Origin of the sequence: Mesorhizobium sp. Cs1299R1N1 (genome assembly GCF_037179655.1) — a bacterium.
GTDB lineage: Bacteria > Pseudomonadota > Alphaproteobacteria > Rhizobiales > Rhizobiaceae > Mesorhizobium > Mesorhizobium salmacidum.
In genome coordinates this window covers 472,699-496,617 of the sequence record NZ_JAPYKR010000002.1, presented here as the reverse complement: position 1 = coordinate 496,617, position 23,919 = coordinate 472,699, and the positions used below count along the sequence as shown (strand labels likewise).

The window sequence follows — 23,919 nt, the reverse complement described above, 5'->3', positions numbered from 1 at the left end:
CGCTCAGTCCGGGATGACGGCCGTGCCGTCGATCTCGACCAGCCATTCCGGTCGCGCCAGGGCCGACACGACGAGGCCGGTCGAAACCGGATGCACGCCTTTGATGTATTCGCCCATCGTCCGGTAGACGGCTTCGCGATGGCGCACATCAGTCAGGTAGATCACCACCTTCACCAGATGCTCCATCGTCCCGCCGCATTCCTCGATGAGCTGCTTGATGTTCTGCATGACTTTGTGGGTCTGCTCGACCGGATCGTGGCTCTCGATGGTGTTGGCGGTGTCGAGATCCTGCGGACACTGGCCGCGCAGATAGATCGTGCGGCCGCCCCGCGTGACGACCGCCTGGCACAGATCGTTGTCGAGCTTCTGCTCGGGATAGGTATCCTTGGTGTTGAAGGTGCGAATTCGCGTATGCGCCATGTTGGTCTCCATCAGGTCGGGCTCGCAGCTGTCGTCGGCTTTGCTCAGGCGTCCACGGCCTCGCGCTTCGCGGCGGCATGGTAGGCCAGATATTTGCGCTGCGTCGAAATGCGGTCGGCCACGTGCTTGGCGTCGTGCCATACGCCCCAGATGAAACTCGATCCTCTTCGCGACTGCCAGGGCAGCCCCAGGAAATAGATTCCTGGCTCGATCGAGACGCCGCGGTGGTGCCTGGGCCGGCCCTTCTCGTCAAAGGCGTCGACCTTCAGCCAGCTGTAGTCGGCGGCAAAGCCCGTCGCCCAGATGATCGCCGCTATCCCGGCCTTGGCCAGGTGCAGTTCGCCGATCGGATTGGTCATGCATTCCGGATCCGGTTCGATCCGGCGGGCAGCGGGCTCTTCCGGAAGGTCGAGACCGTTGCGCGCGACATAGGCGTCGGCTTCATCCAGCAGCGACATCAGGCTGGCGTCGCCGCGAGCAATGTTTTTCGCAAGATCAGGCGCGAAGCTCATCAGCCCGTCCTGGTAGGTTCTAGTCATGCCGACCAGGGTAAGCCCCCGTGCCGCCAGCCGGCGGAAATCGATCGTTTCACCGCCGCGCGCGCCGCTCACCGCGATCGTGACATGTTCCGTGCCGGGTCCTGGGGTTTCGAGGTCCCATTTGCCGAGAACGCCCAGCCACCAACAGAAGTCGCGCCCGCGATAGGCCCGCGGCGGGCGGTCATGCGGGCCGACCGAAAGATAGACGCGCCTTCCCGCGCGCTGGAGCTCGTCCGCGATCTGCACCCCCGATGATCCCGCTCCGACCACCAGCACACCGCCCTTTGGCAATTTCGCGGGATTGCGGTACGCGCTGGAATGGATTTGCAGGATGCCAGCCTCCTCAGGGACAACGGGCGGAATGACGGGGATCTGGAATGGTCCGGTGGCGGCAACGACGCTGTTGGCCTCGATCACGCCATTGGACGTCTCGACGCGGAAGCCGGGCCGACCGACATTTCTTCGCACGAGTTTGACTTCCACGCCGCTGCGGATCGGCGCATCGATCTGCTTGGCGTAAGCGACAAAATAGTCGGCAACCTCGTCCTTGGAGGGAAAGCCGTCGGGGGCCGTCCGCGGAAACTCCATGCCCGGGAAGCGATCATGCCAGGCCGGGCCGTTGGCAACCAGGGAGTCCCATCGCTGCGTGCGCCAGCGCTCGGCGATGCGGCCACGTTCAAGGACGAGATGAGGCACTCCGCACTTGCTCAGGTGCTCGCTCATGGCCACCCCCGCCTGGCCGCCGCCAACGACAAGCGTGTCTATCGTCTCAACCGACATGCCCAGTCCTCTTCTGACCATTCGACAGCTCCCGCCGCATGGATGAAACCGATTTCCGGCGGCTGGCGGATGCAGCCCCGGGTGATCAATTTCACCGTGTTCCAGACAGGCCGTGCGTCATCCGGTCGTCTCGTTATTGGCGCTCACAAGTAGCAGCACGTGCCGGTGGGCGCCCATAACGAATCTCCGAAGTCACGCGTAACCATTTCCGAATTTCTCGCGCCGATAGACGCATCTACAGTTTCAGCGGTCGGATCCGCAGCGCCGCACGAGGTGGCGGGCGAAGTCGGGCATGGGTCGGCACGGAACTGGTTGCGGAACAGGATGCGCTAGCGCAGCGGCCCGTTCCGCAATGCCTCGAGCGCCGGCATCATCGAGGGGCTGGCATGAAGACCGAGAGCTATGATTACATCGTCGTCGGTGCGGGTTCGGCGGGCTGCGTGGCGGCCAATCGGCTGAGCGCCGATCTGTCGGTCAAGGTGTGCCTGATAGAGGCCGGCGGCAGCGACAACAGCCAGCGGGTAAGGGTGCCGGCAGGCATTCTGTCGCTCTATGGCAACCCGAATTACGACTATTGTTTCGTCGGCGTGCCACAGCCCCATCTCAACAACCGCAGCATTCCGGTCAACCGGGGCAAGGCGCTGGGCGGATCGAGCTCGATCAACTCGATGGTCTATATTCGCGGCGCCGCGGACGACTATGACGAATGGGCAGCGCTCGGCTGCGCCGGCTGGGCCTACAGCGACGTGCTGCCTGTGTTCAGGAAGCTGGAGCGCAACCTGATCGCCCAAGACCCCCGCTATCACGGCACGGACGGCGAGCTTATGGTCGACAATCCGCGTGATCCGAACGCGCTCTCCAGGATGTTCGTCAGGGCTGGCGAACGTGCCGGCCTGCCCGCCAACGAAGACTTCAATGCAGAGAGCCAGTTCGGCGTCGGGATCTACAACGTCACGCAGAATCGGGGCGAGCGCTTCAGCAGCTTCACCGCTTTCATGCGTCCGGTCCTCGATCGCAGGAACCTGACGCTGCTCAGCGCATGCGAGGTGATCGACCTCGTCATCGCCGAAGGGCGCGCGACTGGACTACGCGTGCGCCATGATGGCCAGCAAAAAATATTCGCGGCCAGCCGCGAGATCGTACTCTGCGCCGGGGCCATCAACTCGCCCCAGATCCTGATGGCGTCCGGCATCGGCCCCGCGGACGAGCTGCGGCAAATCGGCATCACGCCGGTTCTCAACCTGCCGGGTGTCGGCAAGAACCTGCAGGACCATGTCGACGGCATGATCACCGTGCGCTCCAGGAGCACCAGGACGCTCGGCCTGTCGCTTGCCAACCTGCCCCGCATCACGGCAGCGCCCTTCCAGTATTTCGCGCGGCGAAAGGGGATGCTCACCACCAATTATGTCGAGGCCGGTGGCTTTGCGAGAACCAGGCATGCGAACGGCCTGCCCGACATTCAGTTCCACTTCGTGCCGGGCTATCGCAGCCATCGCGGCAGGCTCATCGAATATGGCCACGGCTACGCCATTCATACCTGCGTGCTCAGACCGAAAAGCGTGGGTGAGATCAGATTGTCACGGGACAGTTCTCGCCGCGACGTTCTCATCGATCACCGCTTCTTCGCCGATGAAGACGACGCCATGGTGCTTGTCGAAGGCATCAAGATCGCGCGCGAGATCCTCGCCGCATCCGAGTTCGATCCGGTGCGTGGCAAGGAAATGCTTCCGGGCAAGGATATCCGCAGCGACGACGAGATCCTCGCCTATCTGCGCGCCGAAGCGTTGACCGTCTACCACCCTGTCGGGACCTGCAAGATGGGGACGGACGCGATGGCGGTCGTCGATCCGGCGACGCTGAAAGTGCGAGGCGTGGCTGGGCTCCGGGTCGCGGATGCGTCAGTCATGCCGAAGCTGATCGGCGGCAACACGAATGCGCCAAGCATGATGATCGGACAGAAGGCCTCGGAGATGATCCTGGGCTCGGCGCATCACGGCGAAAGGTGAGGATCCGCCCCGCCTTTCGAATGGGTCCGCTCGACGTTTGGTAGCACGCTGTTTTCCCAAAAACCGCCGCAGACCCTCGGGTCGAGCCCGTGGGCATGCGTTTGATCGACGTGCATCAATGATCCTCGTCGATCTCGTCGTGTAAAAGGCCGAGGATGCGGCGCTTGAGCGCGATGAACTCGGGTTCGAGGATCACGTCCATCGAGCGCGGCCTGGGGATGTCGACCTTGATCTCGGCCTTGATCTTGCCGGGCCTGGCCGTCATCACCAGGACGCGATCGCCCAAGACGAGCGCCTCGTCGATATCGTGGGTAACGAACAGCACCGTCTTTTGCTGCCGCTCCCAGACGCGCAAAAGCAGTTTCTGCATGGTGCCGCGCGTCTGGCTGTCGAGAGCACCGAAGGGCTCGTCCATCAACAGAACGGCCGGATCGTTGGCAAGGGCGCGTGCGATCGCGACGCGTTGCTTCATGCCGCCGGAAAGCTGGGCGGGGTAATGGTCGGCAAAGGGCGTGAGGCCGACTTCGTCCAGATACTGGTCGACGATCTGCTTGCGCCGCCCCGCCGGCAGGCCCTTGCGCTTAGGCCCATACTCGATGTTGGCGCGCACCGTGAGCCAGGGAAACAAGGTGTAGCTCTGGAACACCATGCCTCTGTCGGGACCGGGTTCGATCACTTCGCGGCCATCGACCTTGATGCTGCCCGAAGTCGCGTCATTGAGGCCGGCCGCAAGGTAGAGCAGGCTGGATTTGCCGCATCCCGAAGGGCCGACGATCACACAGAATTCGTTCTTGGCCACCTTCAGCGACACATCGTCCAGTGCCAGCACGCCGTTGACGTCGCCGTAACGCAATGTCACGTCCTCTACGGCCATCGTCGTGCCGGTCGAGCGCGGATCGCCAGTCGTCGCGGCCGAGCCGGCCAGATCATTCGCCTTGATGGCCTCGCTCATTGCTACCCTTGATCCGACCGCGGTTTGCGAGGTTGCGTTCAACATCAGGATGCCCATGGCGCGACCCTCGCCCGGATAATGCGGAACGCCGTGTCGGTGACAAGGCCCAGAAGTCCGATCGCGGCGATCGCCATGAAAATCACATCGACCTGGAAGCCTCGCATCGCCTTCAGGCTGATATAGCCGAGACCGCTGGACGCGGCGACGAGCTCGGCCACGACCAGATAGGTCCAGGCCCAGCCCATGGTGACGCGAAGCGTGTCGAGGATGGCTGGAAGCGCGGCCGGGAAAATGACGTGCCACACGGCTTCGCTGCGCTTGGTGCCCAGAGTGTAGGAGGCGTTGACCAGGTCCCTGGACACACTGCGCGCACAGTCGGAAATCATAACCAGCTGCTGGAAAAAGGTGCCGAAGAAGATGACCGCTATGCGCTGTTCGATCCCGATGCCGATCCAAAGGATGAACAGGGGCACGAAGGAGGTCACGGGCAGGTAGCGGATGAAATTGACCAACGGCTCCAGCGGCGCCTGCACCACCCGGTACGTCCCCATCCACAATCCCAGCGGCACCGAGATGAGCGAGGAGACGATGAAGCCCAGGATCACCACCTTGGCGCTGGTCAAAGTGTGGTAAAAAAGGCTGCCGTCCAGAGACATGCGATAGGTCGTCTGCAGCACGGTTCCAGGCGTCGGCAGGAACATGTTCGGCACGACGCGGCCATAGGACAGCAGGGCCCAGCCGCCGATCACGACCACCCACATCGCCAGCGCGAGTGTTGTTGCCGTGCTGGCTGGAATGTTGGCGAATGGGGTCGTCAGGCGTGTCCACGCTGTCCGCCTTTGTGCCATGGGATGGCCTCCGTTGATGTTCTGAAGCGCGAAGCTCGGGCCTGCCGGGAAATCGGGGGCGGCCCAGGCGGACCGACCCCAGTTTCTCGAAGCCTCACTGTTCCCTGATGAAATCGGTATCGAGGATGGTTTTCGCGTCGATCGTCATCTTGAGCTTGCCGGCCTTGCCCCAGATGTCCTGCGCGAAGTTCACAAGCTCGGACGCCTCGCTCTTCTGCGGCGTGCCGAAGAATTCCAGGTTACGGCCGCGGTCATAATAGCGCACGCCCTTGGCGCCGGCCGCGAAATCCTCTGGCTTTTCGAGATAGCCGCCAATGCCCTTGGCCATGATCTCAAAGGCTTTTTCCGGATTGGTCTTGATGTACTCGACCGCCTTGTAATAGCCCTTGACGAGGGCCTTTACGTCCTCGGGATGCTTTTCGATGAGATCGCATTTGAGGGCGATCACATCCACGATCAGGCCAGGGGTGGTCGTCGAATCGATCAGCACCTTTCCCTTGCCGCCCTTGCGGACTTCGGTGAGATGCGGCTCCCAGGTCACGGCGGCGGGAACCTGGCCGGCGATGAAGGCGGTCGCCGCGTCATCGGCGGTCATGTTGGTGATGGTGACGTCGTCCTCGGTCATGCCTTCCTTCTTCAGGAGCACGCTGAACCAGAACTCGGAAACAGAACCCTCGTTCAAGGCCACCTGCTGACCCTTCAGATCCTTGAGCGACTTGACGTCGGGCTGTGTGACGACGCCATCACCGCCGTGGCTGTCGTCGAGCGCCAGGACGTATTTGAAACAGAGATCGTCCGAGCGGTACTTCATCAGCTCGTCGACCGTGGAGGCGGCGCCATCGAGATCGCCACCGGCGACCGCCGCCATGTAAAGCGCTGATTCTTCTATGACCTTCAGGTCGACATCGACGCCGGCCTCCTTGAAGTAACCAAGGTCGCGGGCAAGAAAAAGCGGCCCGTAGCCCACCCAGGTCGTCATGCCAAGACGGATGGCGCCGGCGTTGGCAGGAGCGGCGAGCCCCAGGCCCAGCAAGCCTGCGCCGACCGCGCTCATCAGGCAGTTTCGAAATGTCTTCATTGTCGTGGTTCCCCTATGGCTGTTGCCGGCATCGGCCTCATTCTAGCGGCGTATGCCGGCTCTTGTTTTGGCAGCCGCTCTTGTTTGGGCGTCGCCTCCCAAGCGAGCCTTGCGTGTTCTAAGGTCCGCAAGAGAGCATTCGGGCAGGATCGCAAAAAGAAGTCTTTTTCTGCCCATTGCTTCGTCGAAACCGAAGCGCGGCCGATACCCAATCGGCTGCCTGGTTCTGGCCCCTCTTGCCGGTCCATTTCCGCCGGCTCCGTCAACGGAAGCGGCCTCGATGCCATGGCGCTCGGAACCGACGAACGTCCCGTGCGGGAACTCGCTCCTGCAAAAGGACAGGAACCGACGCCGGCGGCCGGCGTTTTGCTGCCGCATGGACTTGCCGCACCGCGAAACCAGGGAACGGTGTTAGTGCCTGAAGGCTGCGTGGGGGGTAAGGCGGAGATGGATGCGATGAGTATTTTCTATCGGGCGGCCAAGATTGCGGAGCAGGCCCATGCATCGCAGCACGACAAGACAGGAGGCCCCTATATCGATCATTGCCGTCGGGTGGTCGACGCTGTCGAGACGATGGACCAGAAAGTCGTCGCCTATCTGCACGACGTTCTGGAAAAAGGCGAAGGCTGGAGCCGGACCAGGCTTGAAGAGGCGGGCTTTGGACCGACGATCGCCGCCGCGGTCGACGCCATGACACGCAGAGACGGCGAGGACTATTTTGCGTTCGTGCGGCGGGCTGCATCGAACCCATTGGCGCTGCCGGTAAAACGGGCGGATCTGACCGACAATATCTGGCAATCGCGGCAGATCGGAGCACCCACGGCCAAATACGAAGAGGCGTTGCGCATTCTTGATGACGAGTTCACCAGGTGACAGGCGCCCGGATGCTGACGGCAATTGAGCCATGGTGTGCGGCATGCGCCGATGCCGTAGCCCGCGATTTCGGGCAAGACGTATGGATTACGGGAGCCAGCCGGTTCGGTTATTTTCGTACAAATGTTTTTTCGTGACACGCCGGGCGGGTGGTTTTATGAATCTGGCGATCGATCCGCGTCCGGCATGCCTTCTGGCGCAATGCCTGATCGCCTTCGGGGCGCTTCGAGACCAAGGTGACGCCCATGCGGGAATTGCCGAAAGACATTGACGCCGATGTGGTGATCGAAATCAGCAGATTGCTGGACGACAGCGCGCTTTTCGTGCCTGTCCGGGTTCATGAGCTCACAGCAAGGGTAAGGCTGAAAGTGAAGACGGGTTTGCCAGATCGTTCGATCGAAGAGCTGATCGTGGAAATGGCCTCCTTGCGTCGGTTGGCCATGGCCTTTGAGTTGCCTGGGACGGAAAATGTGGTGCAAATTCCAGAGCGACTCCCACGCTGACCGGATCAAGGTCACGCGCTCCACTCGGCAATCAGGATTAGCGATGCCCCGAACACCTGGGCGCCCGCGTCATTGCGCACCTTCGGTGATTTTGACCAGATCGCGATCGGGTATTTCGTCGCGAGCGCCATCCATCAACAACGAACCTGGATGAGCAGCCTTGGGCTCAATTTGCGGTACTGCCCTCGTCAAAAAGCTCAATGCCCCGCACAGCAGCTTTCTTGGTGATCAAGCCTTTCAGATCGGCATCCGATCGCTCTGTGCCGGTCCGCTCCCGCAGCATCGCTATGGCGGCTTGCATCGACGGGAAAGGGCTGTCCTGCAACTCATCGAGAATGGCGTCCACCGACGTGGCGACATTGGTCGGTTCGGGATTTGTCGACATGGCCGTTCGTCCGTCCGACTCGCCGCCCATATCGGCGTGGCAGGTATTTAAAAGCGCTTGATTTGATGGCTTTTCACTGTACGATTTTTACCAAGTCGTGCCAAGATCATCACGCGCCTTGCCTGCGCATACAATCCGAAACGGCTACCGAGGTGCGGCAGTCACGCGCCAGACGGTGTTTCCAACATCGTCCGCAATCAACAAAGCACCGGCCTTGTCGACAGCAACGCCCACGGGCCGCCCATGTGCCTTGTTGTCATTGTCAAGGAAACCGGTGACGACGTCCCGAGGCTTGCCGTCGGGATGACCTCCATTGAACGGTATGAAAACGACCTTGTAGCCGTTGAAGCGCTTTCGGTTCCAGCTGCCATGTTCGCCGACAAACGCGCCGTTGCGATAGGATTCGGGCAGATTGGTGCCGGTGTAAAATGCCAGGCCCAGGGGCGCGACATGGGAACTCAGTGCATAGTCCGGGGGGATCGCCTTGGCGACCAGGTCCGGCCGCTGCGGCATCACCCGCGGATCGACATGCTGACCATAGTAGCTGTATGGCCAGCCATAAAACGCGCCGTCCTTGACCGAAGTCATGTAGTCGGGAACCAGATTGGGACCGAGTTCGTCGCGCTCGTTGATAACGGCCCAAAGCGCTCCGCTCTGCGGCTCCCAGCTCAAACCGTTGGGATTGCGCAGCCCGCTTGCGAAAATGCGCGAACGGCCTGTCGCCCTGTCGACCTCCCAGATGGCGGCGCGGTCCTTCTCCGCCTGGATGCCGTTCTCCGTGATGTTGCTGTTGGAGCCGACCCCGACATAAAGCAGCGATCCGTCCGGGCTGGCGACGAGAGACTTGGTCCAGTGGTGATCGATCGGGCCGCCGGGCAGCGGCGTAAGCACGGTGCCAGGGGCGGTGATCTTGGTATCGCCTGGCGTGTAGGGATAGCGCACGATGGCATCCGTGTTGGCCACATAGAGGTCGTTGCCGACCAGAGCCACGCCGAAGGGCGAATTGAGATGGTCGAGGAAGACGTTCTGGAGATCGGGCACACCATCGCCGTTCGTATCGCGCAGCAAGGTTATGCGGTTGCTTCCCTCGGTGCCGCCGCCCGATGTCGCCATGGACTCGATCCAGCCCATGATCAGGTCCTTCGGACGTTTGATCGCGGCGCCGGGCGGCGCCACGGACTCGACCACCAGAACGTCACCGTTCGGCAAGGTGTAGAGCGAGCGCGGATGCTTCAATCCCTTGGCGAATGCCTGGATCTGCAACCCCTTCGCAACCGTGGGTTTCTCGTCCTGTTTCCAGCCAATGATCGACGCGACATGCATGGGCGGAACCAGATATTGCGTCGGTTCAGGCAGTGTCGGGTTCGGCCCGACCTGGCCGCTTGGGTCTGGGTCGTCGTCGCTGCAGGCAGGCAATGCCAGAAGCGATCCGCACAGCAGGCCTAATCCCACGGCACGCCGGATGTGTCTGTCGGAAACCTGCATGGCGCTCATTCGACCACCTCCCCGGGAGCGCGGTCCGTGCTCCATCGCAGCAGCCACACGAGAAGCAAGACGATCACGGCCGCTGCGGAGAGGATGAGCCCCGTCGGCACAACCGACGTCCAGGCATCACGGCTGTGCACCAGCGCGTTGAAGAACGAAAGGACAAGAACCACCAGGCTGCCGAGCAGATAGACCCAGCGCACTGGGAACATTCGACCGGCGAAGAGATCAACAAGGGCCGCAATTACCGCAAGCGCTCCCATCACCAGACCGGCTAACAACAGCCATGCGGAAAAATCGGTCCACATCATCTCCGCGGTCCGCCAATAGGCGAGGTCGGTCAGCAGCGTGCCGATGAAACAGGCATTGGCGATCGCCATTGGCGCCCGATAGATCGGGCGCCTGGTGACCACCGGCATCGATCGGGAATTGACCATGGATTTCTCCGCCCTGCTCCAGATAGCATCTGGGGCTCCAAACAAACCTGGAGTTGAGATGTTCCGGGAACAGTTTGCGTTCAAGGACTTGTGATTGCCTGACCGGTGCCGGCCATGAGCGGCGCCGGCGAGGTGCCGGCATTGCAAAGGGATCTATGACCAACATCCGCGATGTGAGCGGGGTGACGGTGCCCGGCCAGCGGCGGGAAGTTATGTTCTATTCCGAGAGTGCGATGCGCCAGGGTTGCGTGGCACCCCAGCGGCACAAGACAAGGTTCAGCTTCGTACGGTTCTTACCAATCATTTGACCTTTATTGTCGACCATCCCTAGATCACTAGATTGGCTAGGCGGCATCCACAAACCATGCCGCAATGGCCGACGCGAGCTTAGGCAATGTGCCGTCAAACCGGCATTATCGCGTCGGCCATTCCCGCACTTCCGGCCCACAATCCGGCCTACCAACCCCGGCAATGGTGGCGGTCAGGTGGGTGGACGATCCTGCCTAGAAGGGTTCTTTGAACCGAGATCTCCGACCAGCCGACGGTATTGCAGTTCGGGAGCGCCGTAAGAGTCCCGTGCCAGCGTCATGAGACCTTTCCGATCCCGGATCGTGATTTCGCCGCGGCGGGCACGGATGTAGCCATGGCTCTCGATTGTCTGAAGCCCCACGGTGACCCCGGGGCGCCTGACGCCCAGCATGACGGAAAGAAACTCGTGGGTTATCATAAGCCTGTCGCCGATGGTCCGGTCGCTGCACATCAGAAGCCATCTCGCCAGCCGGACCTCGAGGCTGTGCCGCGCGTTGATCGATGCCGTGTAGCTCGTCTGGATGTGGAGATACTGGACGTAGCGCAACAGGAACGGCCGCAAGGTAGGGCTGTCTTCCAAGGCTTCGAGGAATGGCGCGGCGCTCATCCGCAGCGCTTCGCTCGTCGACTGGATGTAACAATCGAAGCTTGCCAGCTCATCGCCCATGATCAGCGCCGAACCGGTCATGCCTTCGAAGCCGATTATTCCTACCTCTGATTCCGCCGTCGCTGAAGCCTTGGCGACGACCGATGCGATGCCACTCTCCAAGAAATAGACGGCCTCGATCTTTTGGCCTTCGTTCTCCAACGGTGATCGCAACTCCAGGAAAACGCTCTTGAGATGTGGCCGCAGCCGCTCGAAATCGTCCGCGCTCATCCGGCGCAACAACTCGCTCCTGGCCTGCAGAACCTTGTGATCCACGAGACGCTCTCCACTTGGGCAAGAGCACTGGGATCTCTCGGCCGCCCGCGCCCCTCGAACGAGCGGACGGTGGCAAAACATAAACTGTCCCACCCGGCCAGCACTAGGCGGGCGGCCGTGTCGGTATGAAACCGACAGTAGCTGCTGTGGACAAATCGCAGGTTTCGTCGGCTATCGATCCTTCGCCAGAAGGCGAGCTTCCCTGAGGATAGAGGAGCGGTCGAAACCTATCAGGAACACTATGTCGCGTATCTGCTGTTCCGTAGCGCCCGATTCGCGGGCAAGCGCACGCACGGCTTCGGCCGCTAGACCGGGCCGCTCGGGGTCTTTCGCCATGACATCCTAGCCTCACGCTGGGCAGGAGTGCGATGGTCGCTCCCAAGCGTCAACGCCCGTATCGTGCTGCTGACGACCCCTTTTTGTACGCCTTCGCACTGAACTTGGCGAATCAATTCGAACCGAGCCCGTTCGGGCGGCTAAACCGTGCCCGGTTGTCTTCGCCCAGAAGCTCTTTGCAAATGACATCAGCCGATTTTCAATCGGTATCAGCTCGGTGTGCTGTTCTGCTCCGAGGTGATGCGAATTTTGGACTGCAATGTCAGGCGGTCTTCAGCACGGCGTCGATCTCGGCCATCACCGCTGCCGGCAGCGGCCCTTTTTCCAGCGCACCGAGATTGTCCTCGACCTGCTCTGGTCGCGTGAAGCCGGGAACCGGCAAGGCGATTGCCGACTTGGCGAGGATCCAGCCGAGCGCGCCCTGAGCAAGTGTGCGCCCGCCCGAGGTGAGCAGGTCGCGGATTGCCGCGAGCCTTGACAGATAGTGCGGGTTGGCGGCGCCATCCCTGAAAAACACCATCCATTCGGCATTCCCGCCGCGCACGTCATCGGCGGGCAGCTTCATGGCCGGCGTGTATTTGCCGGTGAGCAGCCCCATTGCCAGGGGCAGCCGGCTGAACGAGACGAGGTCCTCGCGCGCCGCAACGGCCATCAGCTCGTTTGCCGGGGTAAATACATTGAAGTCATTCTCCACAGCCACGAAACCCTCGCGCGGCGCGTAGGCGGCAAGCCGTTCGCGGTGATCGGTGCTCCAGCCGAAGCCGCCGATCTTGCCCTCCTGGTGCAGCAGGCCGAGCGTATCGAACACCTCGCCGGCGCGCTCGATCGGGTACTCGTTGATATGCAGCAGCGCGACGTCGATACAATCGCGCTGCAGGCGCTGCCGCGAATTGTCGATCGAAGTCCGGATCGCCGCGGAAGAGGCATCCTCGGGAGCGATCTTGCGCGTTTCGGGATCGCCGAAATAGCCGACCTTGGTGACGATGACCGCTTCGTCCTTGCCCTTCAACGCCCGCCCAAGGATCAGCTCGGCATTGCCGGCGCCATAGGCGGCAGCCGTGTCGAACACCCGCGCGCCAATGTCATAGGCCATCGCCAATGCGGCTTGCGACCTGACGTCGTCGACCTCGCCATAGATGGTTGCCGTGTCATGCCAGCGCGCCGCGCCACCCGCCGCCCAGGTGCCGATGCCGATGCGCGGTACCGAGCGGCCGTCCCAAAGCTTCATCATCTGCATGCCCGCCTCCATTGGCTCAACGACGCAGGCCGGCGTGGCGGGCACGCTCGCGGATCTCTTCGCGAGAAATGCCGGCATCCGTCAGCGTGCTGTCCGGGACATGCCGCAAGCTCGCAAGCGTCTGGCGATAGGCAAGCCAACAGCCAAAACGGCGTCGAAATTCATGCAACATGATCGTCTCCTTTGGCGCGCGGAATACCCTTCGCGCGTGGTTGATCGAAAGCGCAAAGCATCCGCGCCAAGCGCCTGCGCGATCGAAGGGGTTGCGCTGGCTTCTTGGCCAGCCGAGGCGCTTCTCACTGTCCCTCCGGACAGGATTATCCAACGCCTCCAATGCCTGGATACTTGCGCATGAGGGCCGCTTCGCGCTACAGCCACGGTCGCAAGGAGTTTTTCATTTCTGCAAAATGGATATCGGCTGGGACGATCTGAGGTTGTTTCTAGACGTTGCGCGGCTGGGTGGCTTGAGCGCGGCGACGGCAACCACGCGCCTCAGCGCCGCCACCCTTGGACGACGCGTCACCGCGCTCGAAAAGCAGATCGGCGAACCGCTGTTCGTGCGTCAGCAGACCGGCTACCGGCTGACCCCGGTCGGTGAAGAACTGCTGCGGCGCGCCGAAGGTGTCGAGGCAGCCATGCAGTCGCTGACCCGCTGGCGGGAGGGAAGCCTGCCTGACCGCATTGTCCGCGTCTCGGCCGGGCCATGGACCTCGGCCTTCGTTTGCGCCCGTATCGGCGATATCTGGACGGTCGATGACGGCATAAGGGTGGAGTTCGTCACCACCACCGACAGGGTCGACATCGGGCGCCGTGCCGCCGACATCGGCATCCGCAGCGAGCGCCCGAACGAACAGTGGCTGGCCGGTCGCCAGAGCGGCAAGGTTGCCCACGCCATTTATTCCGGACGCCAGCTGATCAACGGCATCGCCGCCGGCTTGTTCGTCGGCGTCACCGGCGAAGGAGCAAACGTTGCCTCGGCGCGCTGGCTGCAAGCCCATCATGGCGACCGCATCGCCGTGCGCGGCAACAACACCCATTCGGTACGCGAACTGGTGGCCGCCGGCGCCGGCCTTTCGATTTTTCCGTGCTTCGTGGGTGACAGCGATCCGCGGCTGGTTCGCGTCGCTCAGCCTATCGCCGAACTCGAAACCGACCAATGGATCGTTACCCATCACGAGGAACGTCACTCCCCGCCGGTACGAAAAGTCGCCGACCGGATTACCGCCTTGATGCGGGCGCACCAGCCGCTGTTTCGCGGCAAGACGCCGATCCGGTAAGGCCAGCACGATGCCTCAGCCGCAGGAAGCCGTCAGGGTCTTGCGCTTCGCGATGTCTTCCCAGGCGTCATTTTGCAGCACAACAGACAGCAAAAAATCCGCGATCGCGTGGGATTTCGACGTACGCGGCCGGATTAGACAGTAAATTCAATTATTTAGCTAGAAAGCCAATGGTACCGTTGGCTGGGATCGAACCAGCGACCTCCGGATCCACAATCCGGCGCTCTAACCATCTGAGCTACAACGGCACGTCTTAACGTTGGTAGCGGGATCGAGGTGGAAGGTTCATTCTCCGCGATCCGCTCTGTCGTTCGGCGATGCGTCCTTACGGGCTTATGAATTCTAATTCAAGGCTTTTGCAAAGCAAAGGCCACTTCCCCACAGCGGTGCACCTTTCGCCGGGCAAAGAAAAAGGCCGGCGGGAGGAGGTGCCGGCCTTTTCCTGTTACGAGCCAGCGGGAGGAGGTGCTGGCTGGTCACCCCGGAGGTGAAGGGAGGAGGTTCCACCCGCCGGGTATTCGCTTGACCGTCACTATCTCACATCTATTTGTCCGACAAAATGCGACCTTTTGTTGCATCCGCGGACGATGCGCAATTATTAGGCGGCCTTGATTTCCTTGATCGCCTTCTCGAAGGCGGTCTTGATCGGCTTCGAGACATCCTCGGCCGCCTTGGAGGCAACAGCCTGGAAGTCCTTGGCCTGCTCGACGGTCAGCTCGACGCGCTTGCGCAGGAAGGCGGTCTGCAGCTCGACGACTTCCGACAGCGACTTGGCGCCGATCAGGGCTTCGAGATGCGAGAAGCCGGCCTCGGCGTTGGCGCGCAGCGCCGCGATGGTCTTGAGCGACAGATCGCTGGAAACAGTCTTGGCGGTTTCGTAGGTCGATTCCAGAGCCTTCTGGGTCTCCTCGGCGCCGGTCTTGAGCTTGGCGTAGGCCTCTTTCGACTGCTCAACGCCCTTTTCGGCGAAAGCGCGCATCTGGTCGGTGGCCTTGGAAGCGTCGAAGCTCGGGAATTCAACGTTTTCGATGGTCTCGGCAGTCTTGGTCCTGGACATTTTCCATCCTTTTCAGCGGCAGCGGCTTTGACAGAAAGCCGTCTCGTTCATGTATGATGGCAATATAAAGGCAATTTTTGTGCATTGCAATATCATTGTTGCAGTGCACAAAAAAATGTTTTCGGCCGTTAACCAAACAGCCAAAATTCAGCCTTTGCACGTTCTGGCTTGTGGACCTTCGTGGCTGCGGCTTTTATTAACAAAGCGTTAACTGCAAATTCGCCGCTCCGTGAGGGTTCGCCAAGCGCATGCCGTCCGAATATTCCTTCCTTGACGTCGCCGTACTCGACGCGGTCCGCCAGCGGTTTGCCGCCGGCGACGCGATCGCGATCCTGTCGGTGGACCTCGAGCAGGTGATCTGGGCCAATGGGCCGGGCGCCGCCATGTTCGGTTATCCCGATATCGAAGCGATCATCGGCGCCTCGGCGCGGCTGCCGCTGATCGCGCGCCGTCAGATCATGGCGACCAGCGGTTTCCCGCAGATCGGCAGCGATCGCTCGATCACGGTGCGCCTGGCGACCGGCATGACCAGCCGCGCCGTCGGCTTTCTTGCCAGTGCCGTGACGCTGCCCGATGGCGAGAATGCCATCATGCTGGCCGTGCCGGCGGCGCAGACCGGCTCGCGCAGTGCGGCCGAGATCGCCAGCCGGGCGATCAGTGGCTTGACCGAAGACGGCCATTTCATTGCCTTCATCGATGCCAAGGGCAATATCGAGTCCGCCTCGGAGGGATTTTCGGAGCTCGGCATCCAGCCCGCGACACTGGCGGCCCTGGTGGCCGACGTCGCGGCCGAGGGCGAGCGCATCGTCAAGCGCCTCGTTCCGGGCGGCAGGACCTCCTACCCGGCGGGCCTCGCCCGGCTGACGCCGGAGCGGCATCTATTGGTGGTGATCGACGAGGATCAACTGGAGGACAGCGCATCCGGCGCGGCGGTCTCGGCGGACGGCTCGCCCGAAACAACGGAAAGTCTTTCCAAGGAGATTGGCGGCACAATGGAGGCGGCGGAAACCGCCGCTGTAGAATCCGGGTCTCGGCACGACAAGCAGCCGACGGCGGCCGAAATGGAACAGGAGCCCGCCCCTTCCGAGCCCGTAGCTGACGATATGCAGGCACGAGCAAAGCGGGAGAGCGAGGAGCCGACAGCGCCGGCACCGGTCGCCGCCGACAATGACCAACCGGCGGCGGGCACGCCGGCACAGCACGATCATTGGTATTTCAATGCCGGAGAAGACGACGCGGAACCGAAAAGCGTGGCCGAGGCGGCCGGCACCGAGGCTTCGGCGGACAGCGTGAAGCAGGACGAGGTCGCCTCCCCGGCAGCTCCGACTACAGCTTCGGCCACCCGGACGATAGACCGCTCGGCGGCACCGATACGTTTTGTCTGGCGTACCGACGCCGAGGGCAAGTTCAGTGCGCTGTCACCGGAATTCGCCGATGTCGTCGGTCATCCGGCCGCCGACGTGATCGGCCGACGCTTCAGGGATGTCGCGGCGGCTTTCGGCCTTGATGCGTCCGGCGAGATCGCCGGCCTGCTGGAGCGGCGCGACACCTGGTCCGGCCGCTCGGTGCTGTGGCCCGTCGTCGGCACCGACCTGAAGATCCCGGTCGACCTGGCGGCATTGCCCGTCTATGGCCGCAGCCGCGCCTTCGAAGGCTTCCGCGGCTTCGGCGTCGCGCGAACCGGGGATGCGGTCGTCGATCCGGAAGCGATCGGCATGGCATTGGTGCCCAATGGCGAAATGCCGGCGGCACAGAAACCGGAGGCCGTGGAGACGCTGCCTGAGGAGCCGAAGGCTGAAGAGCCAAAGGCATCTGATCCGTTCAAGGGCGAAGTGCCGGCGCTGACGATAGTGCCTAAACCGGAGCGGCGCTTCGCCGACAAGGTCATCCGGTTGGCCGAACACCGGCAGCCGGCCAACGACAAGGGGCTGTCGACGCTGGAACGCAGCGCGTTCCGCGAGATCGGCGAGCGTCTGAAGAAAGAAAGTTCCACGGCAGAGCCGCCGGCGGCCGAACCAGCCGAGCCGGCAAGGCAAGCGGAACCAGGTGCCGGAACAGGCTCTTTGCCGGAGCCGCATGACGCGACCAAACCCGCGACCGGTGCGAAACCGCCGGTGGACATCGCCACCCCGGATGCCGAGCCAACAAATTCGACCCAGGAACCGGTGACCGGCCGGGCGCATGAGATGGCAGCGCCCGGTGCGGAAGACGAGCCGGGTGCGGGCGAACCTTCCCCGGGCGATGCCGAGGATCAGAGGGATCTGGCGCGGCTCGACGGTGCGCAGCCGGACCAGGTCGAACAACAGGCGCCGAGCTCCGAATCCCCGCCGCCGAGGGCTTCGGGCTCCCTGCTCGACTATGCCGATAAGGAGGACGAGCCTGCCCATACCGCCGACGGCAGCGACGAGGCGTCAGCACCCGAGGCACAGGAGATAGTCGGGAATGGCGAGGCGTCGGCGCAGGCAGGAACTGCCAAGGCACCGCCGGCCGATGACGACAGCATGACGTCGGACGATTTTCGCGACGCCGAGGACGATGAGGACTGGGCCGGCGAGCAAGCGACTGCATCCGGCGAGGAAACGATTGCGACCACCGGCGGAACCGGCGGCAGGCATGAGGCGCCCGAGACATTTACCGAGCGGCCGCGCCTGCAAGTGCCGCCGCTCAAAACCGAAGGGTTCATGCCGTCGGCTTTTTCCGCCGGCACCGAAAACAAGACGCCGGATACATCACTGCTCGGCAAGCTGCCGGTGCCGCTCATCATCCATTCGGGCGACCAGTTGCACTATGCAAACGAGGAATTCCTCGACCTGACCGGGTACGCGACGCTGGAGGACCTGGAGGATGCGGGCGGCCTCGGCGCTCTGTTTGCCGACCCTTATGCCGATGACGACGCCTCCGACGGCAGCGACCGGGCGCTGCGGCTGAAGACGCGCGACGGACAGGAATTCCCTATCGACGCCATCCTGCGCTCCGTGCCCTGGCGCGACGGCAAGGCCCTGATGCTGGTCGTGCGCCGCTCCGGCGAGGATGATGCGCCCGCGGCCCTGCACGTGATCGGCGAGGAGCCAACGCAGCCCGACATTTCCGAGCTCAAGGCACGCATCGCCGAGATGCGCACCATCATCGACACCGCCACAGACGGGGTCGTGCTGATCGGCAGCGACGGCACCATCCGCTCGATCAGCCGCCCGGCCGAAGCGCTGTTCGGTTTCGACAGCGACGAGGTGGCCGGCAAGCCGTTCGCCTCGCTGTTTGCGATCGAGAGCCAGCGCGCGGCGCGCGACTATCTCACCGGCCTGTTGGAGCCTGGCGTGGCTAGCGTCTTGAATGACGGTCGCGAGGTGATCGGCCGCGAAGCACAGGGGCGCTTCATCCCGCTGTTCATGACCATCGGCCGGCTGCCCAACGACAGCGGCTTCTGCGCCGTGGTGCGCGACATCACGCAGTGGAAGCGAGCCGAGGAGGACCTCACCCAGGCGCGTGCGGTGGCCGAACGCGCTTCCTCGCAGAAGACCGATTTCCTCGCCCGCATCAGCCACGAGATTCGCACGCCGCTCAACGCCATCATCGGTTTTTCCGAACTGATGGTCGACGAGAAGTTCGGGCCGGTCGCCAATGACCGCTACCGTGACTATCTGCGCGACATCAACCGCTCGGGCAACCACGTGCTCGATCTGGTCAATGACCTCCTGGACATCTCGAAGATCGAGGCCGGCCAGCAGGAAATGGCTTATGAGGCGGTGTCGCTCAACGATACGCTGGCCGAAACCGTAGCGATGATGCAGCCGCAGGCCAACCGCGAACGGGTCATCATCCGCTCCAGCTTCGCTTCGCGGCTGCCGGAAGTGGTGGCCGACCTGCGCAGCGTGCGCCAGATCGCGCTCAACATCCTGTCCAACGCCGTCCGCTATACCCAGGCCGGCGGCCAGGTGATCGTCTCGACCGCCTACGAGACCTCGGGCGATGTCGTCATGCGCGTGCGTGACACCGGTATCGGCATGAGCCAGTCCGAGATCGAGCAGGCGCTGAAGCCATTCAAGCAAATCAACGCCCTGAAGCGCGGGCGCGGCGACGGCACCGGCCTTGGCCTGCCGCTGACCAAGGCGATGGTGGAAGCCAACCGCGCCCGCTTCACTATCAATTCGACGCCCGGCGAAGGCACGCTGGTGGAGGTTGCATTCCCCTCGACCAGGGTGCTGGCGGAGTAGAAGGTCCAAAAGAAAAAGGCGTCCAAAGGACGCCTTAAGAGATGAGATTGCTGTCACAACGGGGGCTTGAGCTGAATTCAGATCCTCGGGGGCTGAGGAACGGGATTTCTCCCTCAAGTTACATGCGACTATCGACGCCGGGCCTTAACAAGTCCTTACCGGGTCGCCAAAAAATTTACGAATGTGTACCACTCGTGAAATCTAGGTAAATTCGCGCGACATATTTCGTTAACCGGTCACTCGGCGAGCTGCGGCAGGTTCCTGAACAGTTCCAGCGCTTCCGGGTTGGCGAGCGCTTCCCTATTTTTGATGGCACGACCATGCACGACGTCGCGCACGGCGAGTTCGGTGATCTTGCCCGACTTGGTGCGGGGGATATCCGATACGGCGACGATCCTGGCCGGAACGTGGCGAGGGCTGGCGCCGCTGCGTATCTTGGCGCGGATGCGTTTTTCCAGGTCCTCGTCCAATTGGACACCCGCGGCCAGGCGCACGAACAGCACGACGCGCACGTCATTGTCGAAATCCTGGCCGATGCACAGCGCTTCCAGGATTTCCGGCATCTGTTCGACCTGATTATAGATTTCCGCCGTGCCGATGCGCACGCCACCTGGATTGAGCGTCGCGTCCGAGCGGCCGTGGATGACCATGCCACCATGATCCGTCCATTCGGCGAAATCGCCATGACACCAGACATTGTCGAAACGCTCGAAATAGGCCGCCTGGTATTTCTTGCCGTCGGGATCGTTCCAGAAGCCGATCGGCATGGACGGGAAAGCCCTGGTGCAAACCAGTTCTCCCTTCTCCTGCCTGACCGGCTTGCCGTCATCGTCCCAGACATCGACGGCGAGGCCGAGGCCCGGCCCCTGGATCTCCCCGGTCCAGACCGGCTCGATCGGCACGCCGAGAACGAAGCAGGAGACGATGTCCGTGCCTCCGGAAACCGAGGCCAGATGCACGTCCTTCTTGATGCCTTCATAGACGAAGCGGAAATCCTCGGGCGAAAGCGGCGACCCGGTGGAGGAGATGGCGCGCACCGCCGACAGATCATGGCTGCGGATCGGCTTGAGGCCGGCCTTGCGCACGGAATCGATGAACTTGGCCGAGGTGCCGAAGAAGGTCATCTTCTCGGCATCGGCGAAATCGAACAGCACGTTGCCGTCGGGGTGGAAGGGAGAGCCGTCATAAAGCAGCAGCGTGGCGCCGGAGGCCAGACCCGATACCAGCCAGTTCCACATCATCCAGCCGCAGGTGGTGAAATAGAAGAAGCGGTCGCCGTCGCCGAGGCCGGCATGCAGCCTGTGTTCCTTGACATGCTGGATCAGCGTGCCGCCGGCCGAATGGACGATGCATTTGGGAATGCCGGTGGTGCCGGACGAAAACAGGATGTAGAGCGGATGCGAAAATGGCAGCCGCTCGAAGATGACGGGTTTGACGGCGAAGGGCGACAGCGCCTCCTCCATCGCCACCGCCTTGTCGATGGTATCAGCAACATCGGCGGAGGTGCCGAGATAGTCGACGAGCAGGACCTTGCGGACGCTGCCGAGCCTGGCCGCGACCGCCTTGACCTTGTCGGCGACCTCGATCGCCTTGCCATTGTACCAATAGCCGTCCGGCGCGATGAAGATGACAGGTTCGATCTGGCCGAACCGGTCGAGCACGCCCTGCTCGCCGAAATCGGGAGAACAGGATGACCACACCGCACCGATCGAGGCGGCGGCCAGGATGGCGGCGACGGCTTCGGGCATGTTGGGTATCATCGCAGCGATACGGTCACCCTTCTTCACCTTGAGCGACAGGAAGAGCTGCTGCAGGCGCGAGACCAGGCCATGCAGTTCGTTCCACGACAGCCGCCTCTCGACCTTGTCCTCGCCGCGGAAGACGATTGCCTCGCCGGCACCGGTTTTTTTCAGAAGGTTCTCGGCGAAATTCAGCGACGCGTCGGGGAAGAAAGAAGCGCCGGGCATCTTCTCGCCATCGAGCAGCAGTCGTTCGCCTTTGTCGCCTTCAAGACCGCAGAAATCCCAGACAAGATCCCAGAAAGATTCCCGGTTCTCGACCGACCAGCGATGAAGATCGGCGTAGGATGAAAATGGACTGCCGGTATTCGCTGCCGCAACCTTCATGAAGGCGGTCAAGGGCGAGGCATCAATCTGGTCTTGCGTCGGGGTCCAGAGCGGTACTTCGCCAGCCATGATCGATCCTCCCACGGTCGTCATCGCTTATGCATATCGCAGCGCAGCAGAGCAAGATTTTGTTGGGCTGACGCGGTCAGGTGTGCGCAAATGCCATCGCCGGGCCATAAAGACTTGAAATGCGTCAGCCCTAAGTCGTAGTGACGACAGGGGTTACACCCGTCGGACGATCGTTTTTGTCGGAATGGAAGCATACGGGGCTATATGCCATCATCCTTGATCCGCCGCGGAGTATGGGCGATCGGCGCTGCCGCGATCGTCATCGCTCTGGTGGTCGCGGCCCTGCCGCTGATTGCCTCGACGCGGATCGTGCGTGACCGCATCGCCTGGGAATTGAGCGCCTGGAGCGGCTTTCGGGTTGCCATCGAGGGGTCGCCGCGCATCGAGGTCTGGCCGAAATTCCGCGCGATCCTGACCGATGTGACGCTGTCGAAGTGGACGGATGCCGATGCGCCGCCGGTCGTCGAAGCCGAACGGGTCGAGGTCGACCTCTCGGCCATGGCGGCATTGCAGGGCGATGTGGTGTTTTCCACGGCACGGCTGGTGCGGCCGACGATCCGGGTCCAACGCACGGCGGGCGGGCTATTCCTGCCCACGGCGCCGACCGGCGGGCGCATCGCGCGCTCCATCGACGCGGCCCGTGGCCTGGTCAACGCGGACCCCGCCAAGCCCGACCTGGACAAGCTGCCGGACGACACTTTCGGAACCGTGGAGTTCAGGGATGGCCGCATGGTGGCGTCCGTCAAAGGCAAGGATGTGGAGATCCTGAGCAGTCTTAGCGGCCAGGCTACTTGGGCGGCGATGAACAGCAATGCGACATTGTCCGCGACCGGGATCTGGCGCGGCGAAAGCGTGACCGTGGATGCCGCCTCGCCGAGACCCCTGGTGCTGTTTGCCGGGGGCATGGCACCCCTCACTTTGTCCTTCAAGGCAGCGCCCGCCACCTTCTCCTTCGACGGCACGGCCAACATGTCCGAAAAAGCCTATTTCGATGGCCAGGTGAAATTCGCGGCGCCCTCGCTGCGGCGCGTGCTGGAATGGTCGCAGGCCGGCATCGCGCCGAGCGCGGCGATCGGCTCGTTCAGCATTTCGAGCAAGGTCACGGCGTCGGCCGGCCGCGTCAAATTTGAAAACACGGCGCTGGCGCTGGACAACAACCCGGGCATGGGCGCGCTGGACCTGTCGCTTGGCGAGACGCAACCGGTGATCTCGGGCACACTTGCCTTCGACACGCTCGACCTCAGGTCGTTTCTGTCCGCCTTCACGTCGCTGGGACCGGCGAGCAGCGGCGAGCCAGGTCAGGTCGACACGAGTTTCGCCGATCGGGTCAATCTAGATCTCAGGCTGTCGGCGGCCCGTGCCACGGCGGGGAGTATCCAGCTTGCCGATGTCGCGGCCACCGCCCAGGTCAAGGACGGTCTTTCCGTCTTCGACATCTCCGACGCCTCGGCTTTTGGCGGCAACATCCAGACCAGCCTTCGTTTCGACCGTAAACCCGAGGGCACCCAGGTCGAGATCCGGCTGCTGGCCTCCGACGTCGATGGTGGCGCGTTCGGTACCGCGGCAGGGATGACCCGGCTGGTGCCGGTCGGCACGGGCACCGTTTCGGTCATCCTCAAGGGACCGGGAAGGACCTGGGATTCGATCTTTGAAAACGCCGACGGCTCGGTCTCGGCGACCTTCGGCCCTGGCGCGCTCAGCAAGTTCAACCTGCCGGCCTTTCTCAAGCATACCGAACAAGGCGGCTTCTTCGCGCTCGACGATGTCTCGGACGGGACGCTGCCCATCGACGGCGCCGAAGTGAAGGCAACCATTTCAAGAGGTGTGGCGAGACTCGACAAGGCGGAGGCCAATTCGCCGAAATACAAGATCTGGCTTTCCGGCATCGCATCCTACGCAGGACGCGGACTGGCGCTGTCGGGCGGCGTCATCCAGCCGGATCAGCCAGCAACGCAAAAGAACGGCCAGCAGGGGCCCAACCAGTCGTCGTTTTTCGTCGGCGGAACGTGGAGCACGCCGTTCATTTCACCCATCAGCCGTGGCGTTTCGGGCGAATAACGCCTTGCGCC

The 23,919-nt window shown here is 62.6% G+C and carries 20 protein-coding genes and 1 tRNA gene; 6 read left to right on the top strand and 15 right to left on the bottom strand.

All coding sequences use genetic code 11. The annotated features are described in order from the left end of the window. Positions 1–3: 3 nt before the first annotated feature. Positions 4–420, bottom strand: a complete 417-nt coding sequence (locus O7A70_RS05710) for a RidA family protein (RefSeq protein ID WP_337139500.1) — start codon at positions 418–420, stop codon at positions 4–6. Between the two features lie 44 nt (positions 421–464). After that, positions 465–1,739: a flavin-containing monooxygenase gene (locus O7A70_RS05705; protein ID WP_337139684.1), complete on the bottom strand. Its 1,275-nt coding sequence runs from the start codon at positions 1,737–1,739 to the stop codon at positions 465–467. A gap of 386 nt (positions 1,740–2,125) precedes the next feature. Here O7A70_RS05705 and O7A70_RS05700 point away from each other — a divergent pair, with 386 nt between their 5' ends. Then, positions 2,126–3,745 (top strand): GMC family oxidoreductase, encoded by a 1,620-nt coding sequence (locus tag O7A70_RS05700; RefSeq protein WP_337139498.1) that lies wholly within the window; start codon positions 2,126–2,128, stop codon positions 3,743–3,745. A 115-nt stretch (positions 3,746–3,860) separates the two neighbouring features. Here the strand turns inward: O7A70_RS05700 and O7A70_RS05695 are convergent, their stop codons facing one another. From O7A70_RS05695 to O7A70_RS05685, 3 genes are all read right to left on the bottom strand, one after another. Next, positions 3,861–4,619: an ABC transporter ATP-binding protein gene (locus tag O7A70_RS05695; RefSeq protein WP_337139683.1), complete on the bottom strand. Its 759-nt coding sequence runs from the start codon at positions 4,617–4,619 to the stop codon at positions 3,861–3,863. A gap of 122 nt (positions 4,620–4,741) precedes the next feature. Then, a complete protein-coding gene (locus O7A70_RS05690; RefSeq protein WP_140748272.1) occupies positions 4,742–5,545 on the bottom strand; it encodes an ABC transporter permease in 804 nt (267 codons plus the stop codon). A 94-nt stretch (positions 5,546–5,639) separates the two neighbouring features. After that, a complete protein-coding gene (locus tag O7A70_RS05685) occupies positions 5,640–6,623 on the bottom strand; it encodes an ABC transporter substrate-binding protein (RefSeq protein ID WP_337139497.1) in 984 nt (327 codons plus the stop codon). Positions 6,624–7,079: 456 nt separating this feature from the next. Here O7A70_RS05685 and O7A70_RS05680 point away from each other — a divergent pair, with 456 nt between their 5' ends. Further along, the gene (locus tag O7A70_RS05680; RefSeq protein WP_027144822.1) at positions 7,080–7,496 is read left to right on the top strand and encodes an HD domain-containing protein; all 417 of its coding nucleotides are present in this window, start codon (positions 7,080–7,082) and stop codon (positions 7,494–7,496) included. Between the two features lie 245 nt (positions 7,497–7,741). Next, positions 7,742–7,999 carry a hypothetical protein gene (locus O7A70_RS05675; protein WP_337139496.1) on the top strand — a complete coding sequence of 86 codons (258 nt, stop codon included), beginning with the start codon at positions 7,742–7,744 and terminating at the stop codon, positions 7,997–7,999. Between the two features lie 166 nt (positions 8,000–8,165). On the opposite strand, the gene O7A70_RS05670 is transcribed toward O7A70_RS05675, so the two are convergent. From O7A70_RS05670 to O7A70_RS05640, 7 genes are all read right to left on the bottom strand, one after another. Beyond that, positions 8,166–8,384, bottom strand: coding sequence for a hypothetical protein (locus O7A70_RS05670; protein WP_337139495.1), 219 nt, complete (start codon positions 8,382–8,384; stop codon positions 8,166–8,168). A 144-nt stretch (positions 8,385–8,528) separates the two neighbouring features. Next, entirely contained in the window at positions 8,529–9,869 is a 1,341-nt protein-coding gene (locus tag O7A70_RS05665) for a PQQ-dependent sugar dehydrogenase (RefSeq protein WP_442921168.1), read from the bottom strand. Positions 9,870–9,874: 5 nt separating this feature from the next. Further along, a complete protein-coding gene (locus tag O7A70_RS05660; protein WP_337139493.1) occupies positions 9,875–10,288 on the bottom strand; it encodes a DUF2231 domain-containing protein in 414 nt (137 codons plus the stop codon). Between the two features lie 499 nt (positions 10,289–10,787). Then, complete coding sequence (locus O7A70_RS05655; protein ID WP_337139492.1) at positions 10,788–11,537, bottom strand: Crp/Fnr family transcriptional regulator; 750 nt, start codon at positions 11,535–11,537, stop codon at positions 10,788–10,790. A gap of 171 nt (positions 11,538–11,708) precedes the next feature. Beyond that, complete coding sequence (locus tag O7A70_RS05650; protein ID WP_337107304.1) at positions 11,709–11,873, bottom strand: hypothetical protein; 165 nt, start codon at positions 11,871–11,873, stop codon at positions 11,709–11,711. A 262-nt stretch (positions 11,874–12,135) separates the two neighbouring features. Then, on the bottom strand, positions 12,136–13,110 hold the full coding sequence (locus O7A70_RS05645) for an aldo/keto reductase (protein ID WP_337139491.1): 975 nt from the start codon (positions 13,108–13,110) through the stop codon (positions 12,136–12,138). Between the two features lie 16 nt (positions 13,111–13,126). Then, positions 13,127–13,282, bottom strand: a complete 156-nt coding sequence (locus O7A70_RS05640; protein ID WP_337139490.1) for a DUF1127 domain-containing protein — start codon at positions 13,280–13,282, stop codon at positions 13,127–13,129. Between O7A70_RS05640 and O7A70_RS05635 the strand changes: the two genes are divergently transcribed. After that, a complete protein-coding gene (locus O7A70_RS05635) occupies positions 13,281–14,387 on the top strand; it encodes a LysR family transcriptional regulator (RefSeq protein ID WP_337139488.1) in 1,107 nt (368 codons plus the stop codon). The two genes, O7A70_RS05640 and O7A70_RS05635, sit on opposite strands and share 2 nt — an antisense overlap. A 171-nt stretch (positions 14,388–14,558) precedes the next feature. Here O7A70_RS05635 and O7A70_RS05630 read toward each other — a convergent pair. Both O7A70_RS05630 and O7A70_RS05625 read right to left on the bottom strand, forming a co-directional pair. Next, positions 14,559–14,635: transfer RNA gene (locus O7A70_RS05630), tRNA-His, on the bottom strand. A gap of 350 nt (positions 14,636–14,985) precedes the next feature. Beyond that, positions 14,986–15,444, bottom strand: coding sequence for a phasin (locus tag O7A70_RS05625; RefSeq protein ID WP_027144815.1), 459 nt, complete (start codon positions 15,442–15,444; stop codon positions 14,986–14,988). A 248-nt stretch (positions 15,445–15,692) separates the two neighbouring features. Here O7A70_RS05625 and O7A70_RS05620 point away from each other — a divergent pair, with 248 nt between their 5' ends. Continuing rightward, positions 15,693–19,655, top strand: a complete 3,963-nt coding sequence (locus O7A70_RS05620) for a PAS domain S-box protein (protein WP_337139487.1) — start codon at positions 15,693–15,695, stop codon at positions 19,653–19,655. A 236-nt stretch (positions 19,656–19,891) separates the two neighbouring features. On the opposite strand, the gene O7A70_RS05615 is transcribed toward O7A70_RS05620, so the two are convergent. Further along, entirely contained in the window at positions 19,892–21,850 is a 1,959-nt protein-coding gene (locus O7A70_RS05615) for an acetoacetate--CoA ligase (protein ID WP_337139486.1), read from the bottom strand. A 204-nt stretch (positions 21,851–22,054) separates the two neighbouring features. Between O7A70_RS05615 and O7A70_RS05610 the strand changes: the two genes are divergently transcribed. Then, positions 22,055–23,908, top strand: a complete 1,854-nt coding sequence (locus O7A70_RS05610; protein WP_337139485.1) for an AsmA family protein — start codon at positions 22,055–22,057, stop codon at positions 23,906–23,908. Positions 23,909–23,919: the final 11 nt, after the last annotated feature.

Bases quoted from the DNA above. Each gene is read 5' to 3' on its own strand.
- O7A70_RS05710 (WP_337139500.1), bottom strand. From the start codon at position 420: ATGGCGCATACGCGAATTCGCACCTTCAACACCAAGGATACCTATCCC.
- O7A70_RS05705 (WP_337139684.1), bottom strand. From the start codon at position 1,739: ATGTCGGTTGAGACGATAGACACGCTTGTCGTTGGCGGCGGCCAGGCG.
- O7A70_RS05700 (WP_337139498.1), top strand. From the start codon at position 2,126: ATGAAGACCGAGAGCTATGATTACATCGTCGTCGGTGCGGGTTCGGCG.
- O7A70_RS05695 (WP_337139683.1), bottom strand. From the start codon at position 4,619: ATGGCCGTAGAGGACGTGACATTGCGTTACGGCGACGTCAACGGCGTG.
- O7A70_RS05690 (WP_140748272.1), bottom strand. From the start codon at position 5,545: ATGGCACAAAGGCGGACAGCGTGGACACGCCTGACGACCCCATTCGCC.
- O7A70_RS05685 (WP_337139497.1), bottom strand. From the start codon at position 6,623: ATGAAGACATTTCGAAACTGCCTGATGAGCGCGGTCGGCGCAGGCTTG.
- O7A70_RS05680 (WP_027144822.1), top strand. From the start codon at position 7,080: ATGAGTATTTTCTATCGGGCGGCCAAGATTGCGGAGCAGGCCCATGCA.
- O7A70_RS05675 (WP_337139496.1), top strand. From the start codon at position 7,742: ATGCGGGAATTGCCGAAAGACATTGACGCCGATGTGGTGATCGAAATC.
- O7A70_RS05670 (WP_337139495.1), bottom strand. From the start codon at position 8,384: ATGTCGACAAATCCCGAACCGACCAATGTCGCCACGTCGGTGGACGCC.
- O7A70_RS05665 (WP_442921168.1), bottom strand. From the start codon at position 9,869: ATGCAGGTTTCCGACAGACACATCCGGCGTGCCGTGGGATTAGGCCTG.
- O7A70_RS05660 (WP_337139493.1), bottom strand. From the start codon at position 10,288: ATGCCGGTGGTCACCAGGCGCCCGATCTATCGGGCGCCAATGGCGATC.
- O7A70_RS05650 (WP_337107304.1), bottom strand. From the start codon at position 11,873: ATGGCGAAAGACCCCGAGCGGCCCGGTCTAGCGGCCGAAGCCGTGCGT.
- O7A70_RS05645 (WP_337139491.1), bottom strand. From the start codon at position 13,110: ATGCAGATGATGAAGCTTTGGGACGGCCGCTCGGTACCGCGCATCGGC.
- O7A70_RS05635 (WP_337139488.1), top strand. From the start codon at position 13,281: ATGATCGTCTCCTTTGGCGCGCGGAATACCCTTCGCGCGTGGTTGATC.
- O7A70_RS05640 (WP_337139490.1), bottom strand. From the start codon at position 13,282: ATGTTGCATGAATTTCGACGCCGTTTTGGCTGTTGGCTTGCCTATCGC.
- O7A70_RS05625 (WP_027144815.1), bottom strand. From the start codon at position 15,444: ATGTCCAGGACCAAGACTGCCGAGACCATCGAAAACGTTGAATTCCCG.
- O7A70_RS05620 (WP_337139487.1), top strand. From the start codon at position 15,693: ATGCCGTCCGAATATTCCTTCCTTGACGTCGCCGTACTCGACGCGGTC.
- O7A70_RS05615 (WP_337139486.1), bottom strand. From the start codon at position 21,850: ATGGCTGGCGAAGTACCGCTCTGGACCCCGACGCAAGACCAGATTGAT.
- O7A70_RS05610 (WP_337139485.1), top strand. From the start codon at position 22,055: ATGCCATCATCCTTGATCCGCCGCGGAGTATGGGCGATCGGCGCTGCC.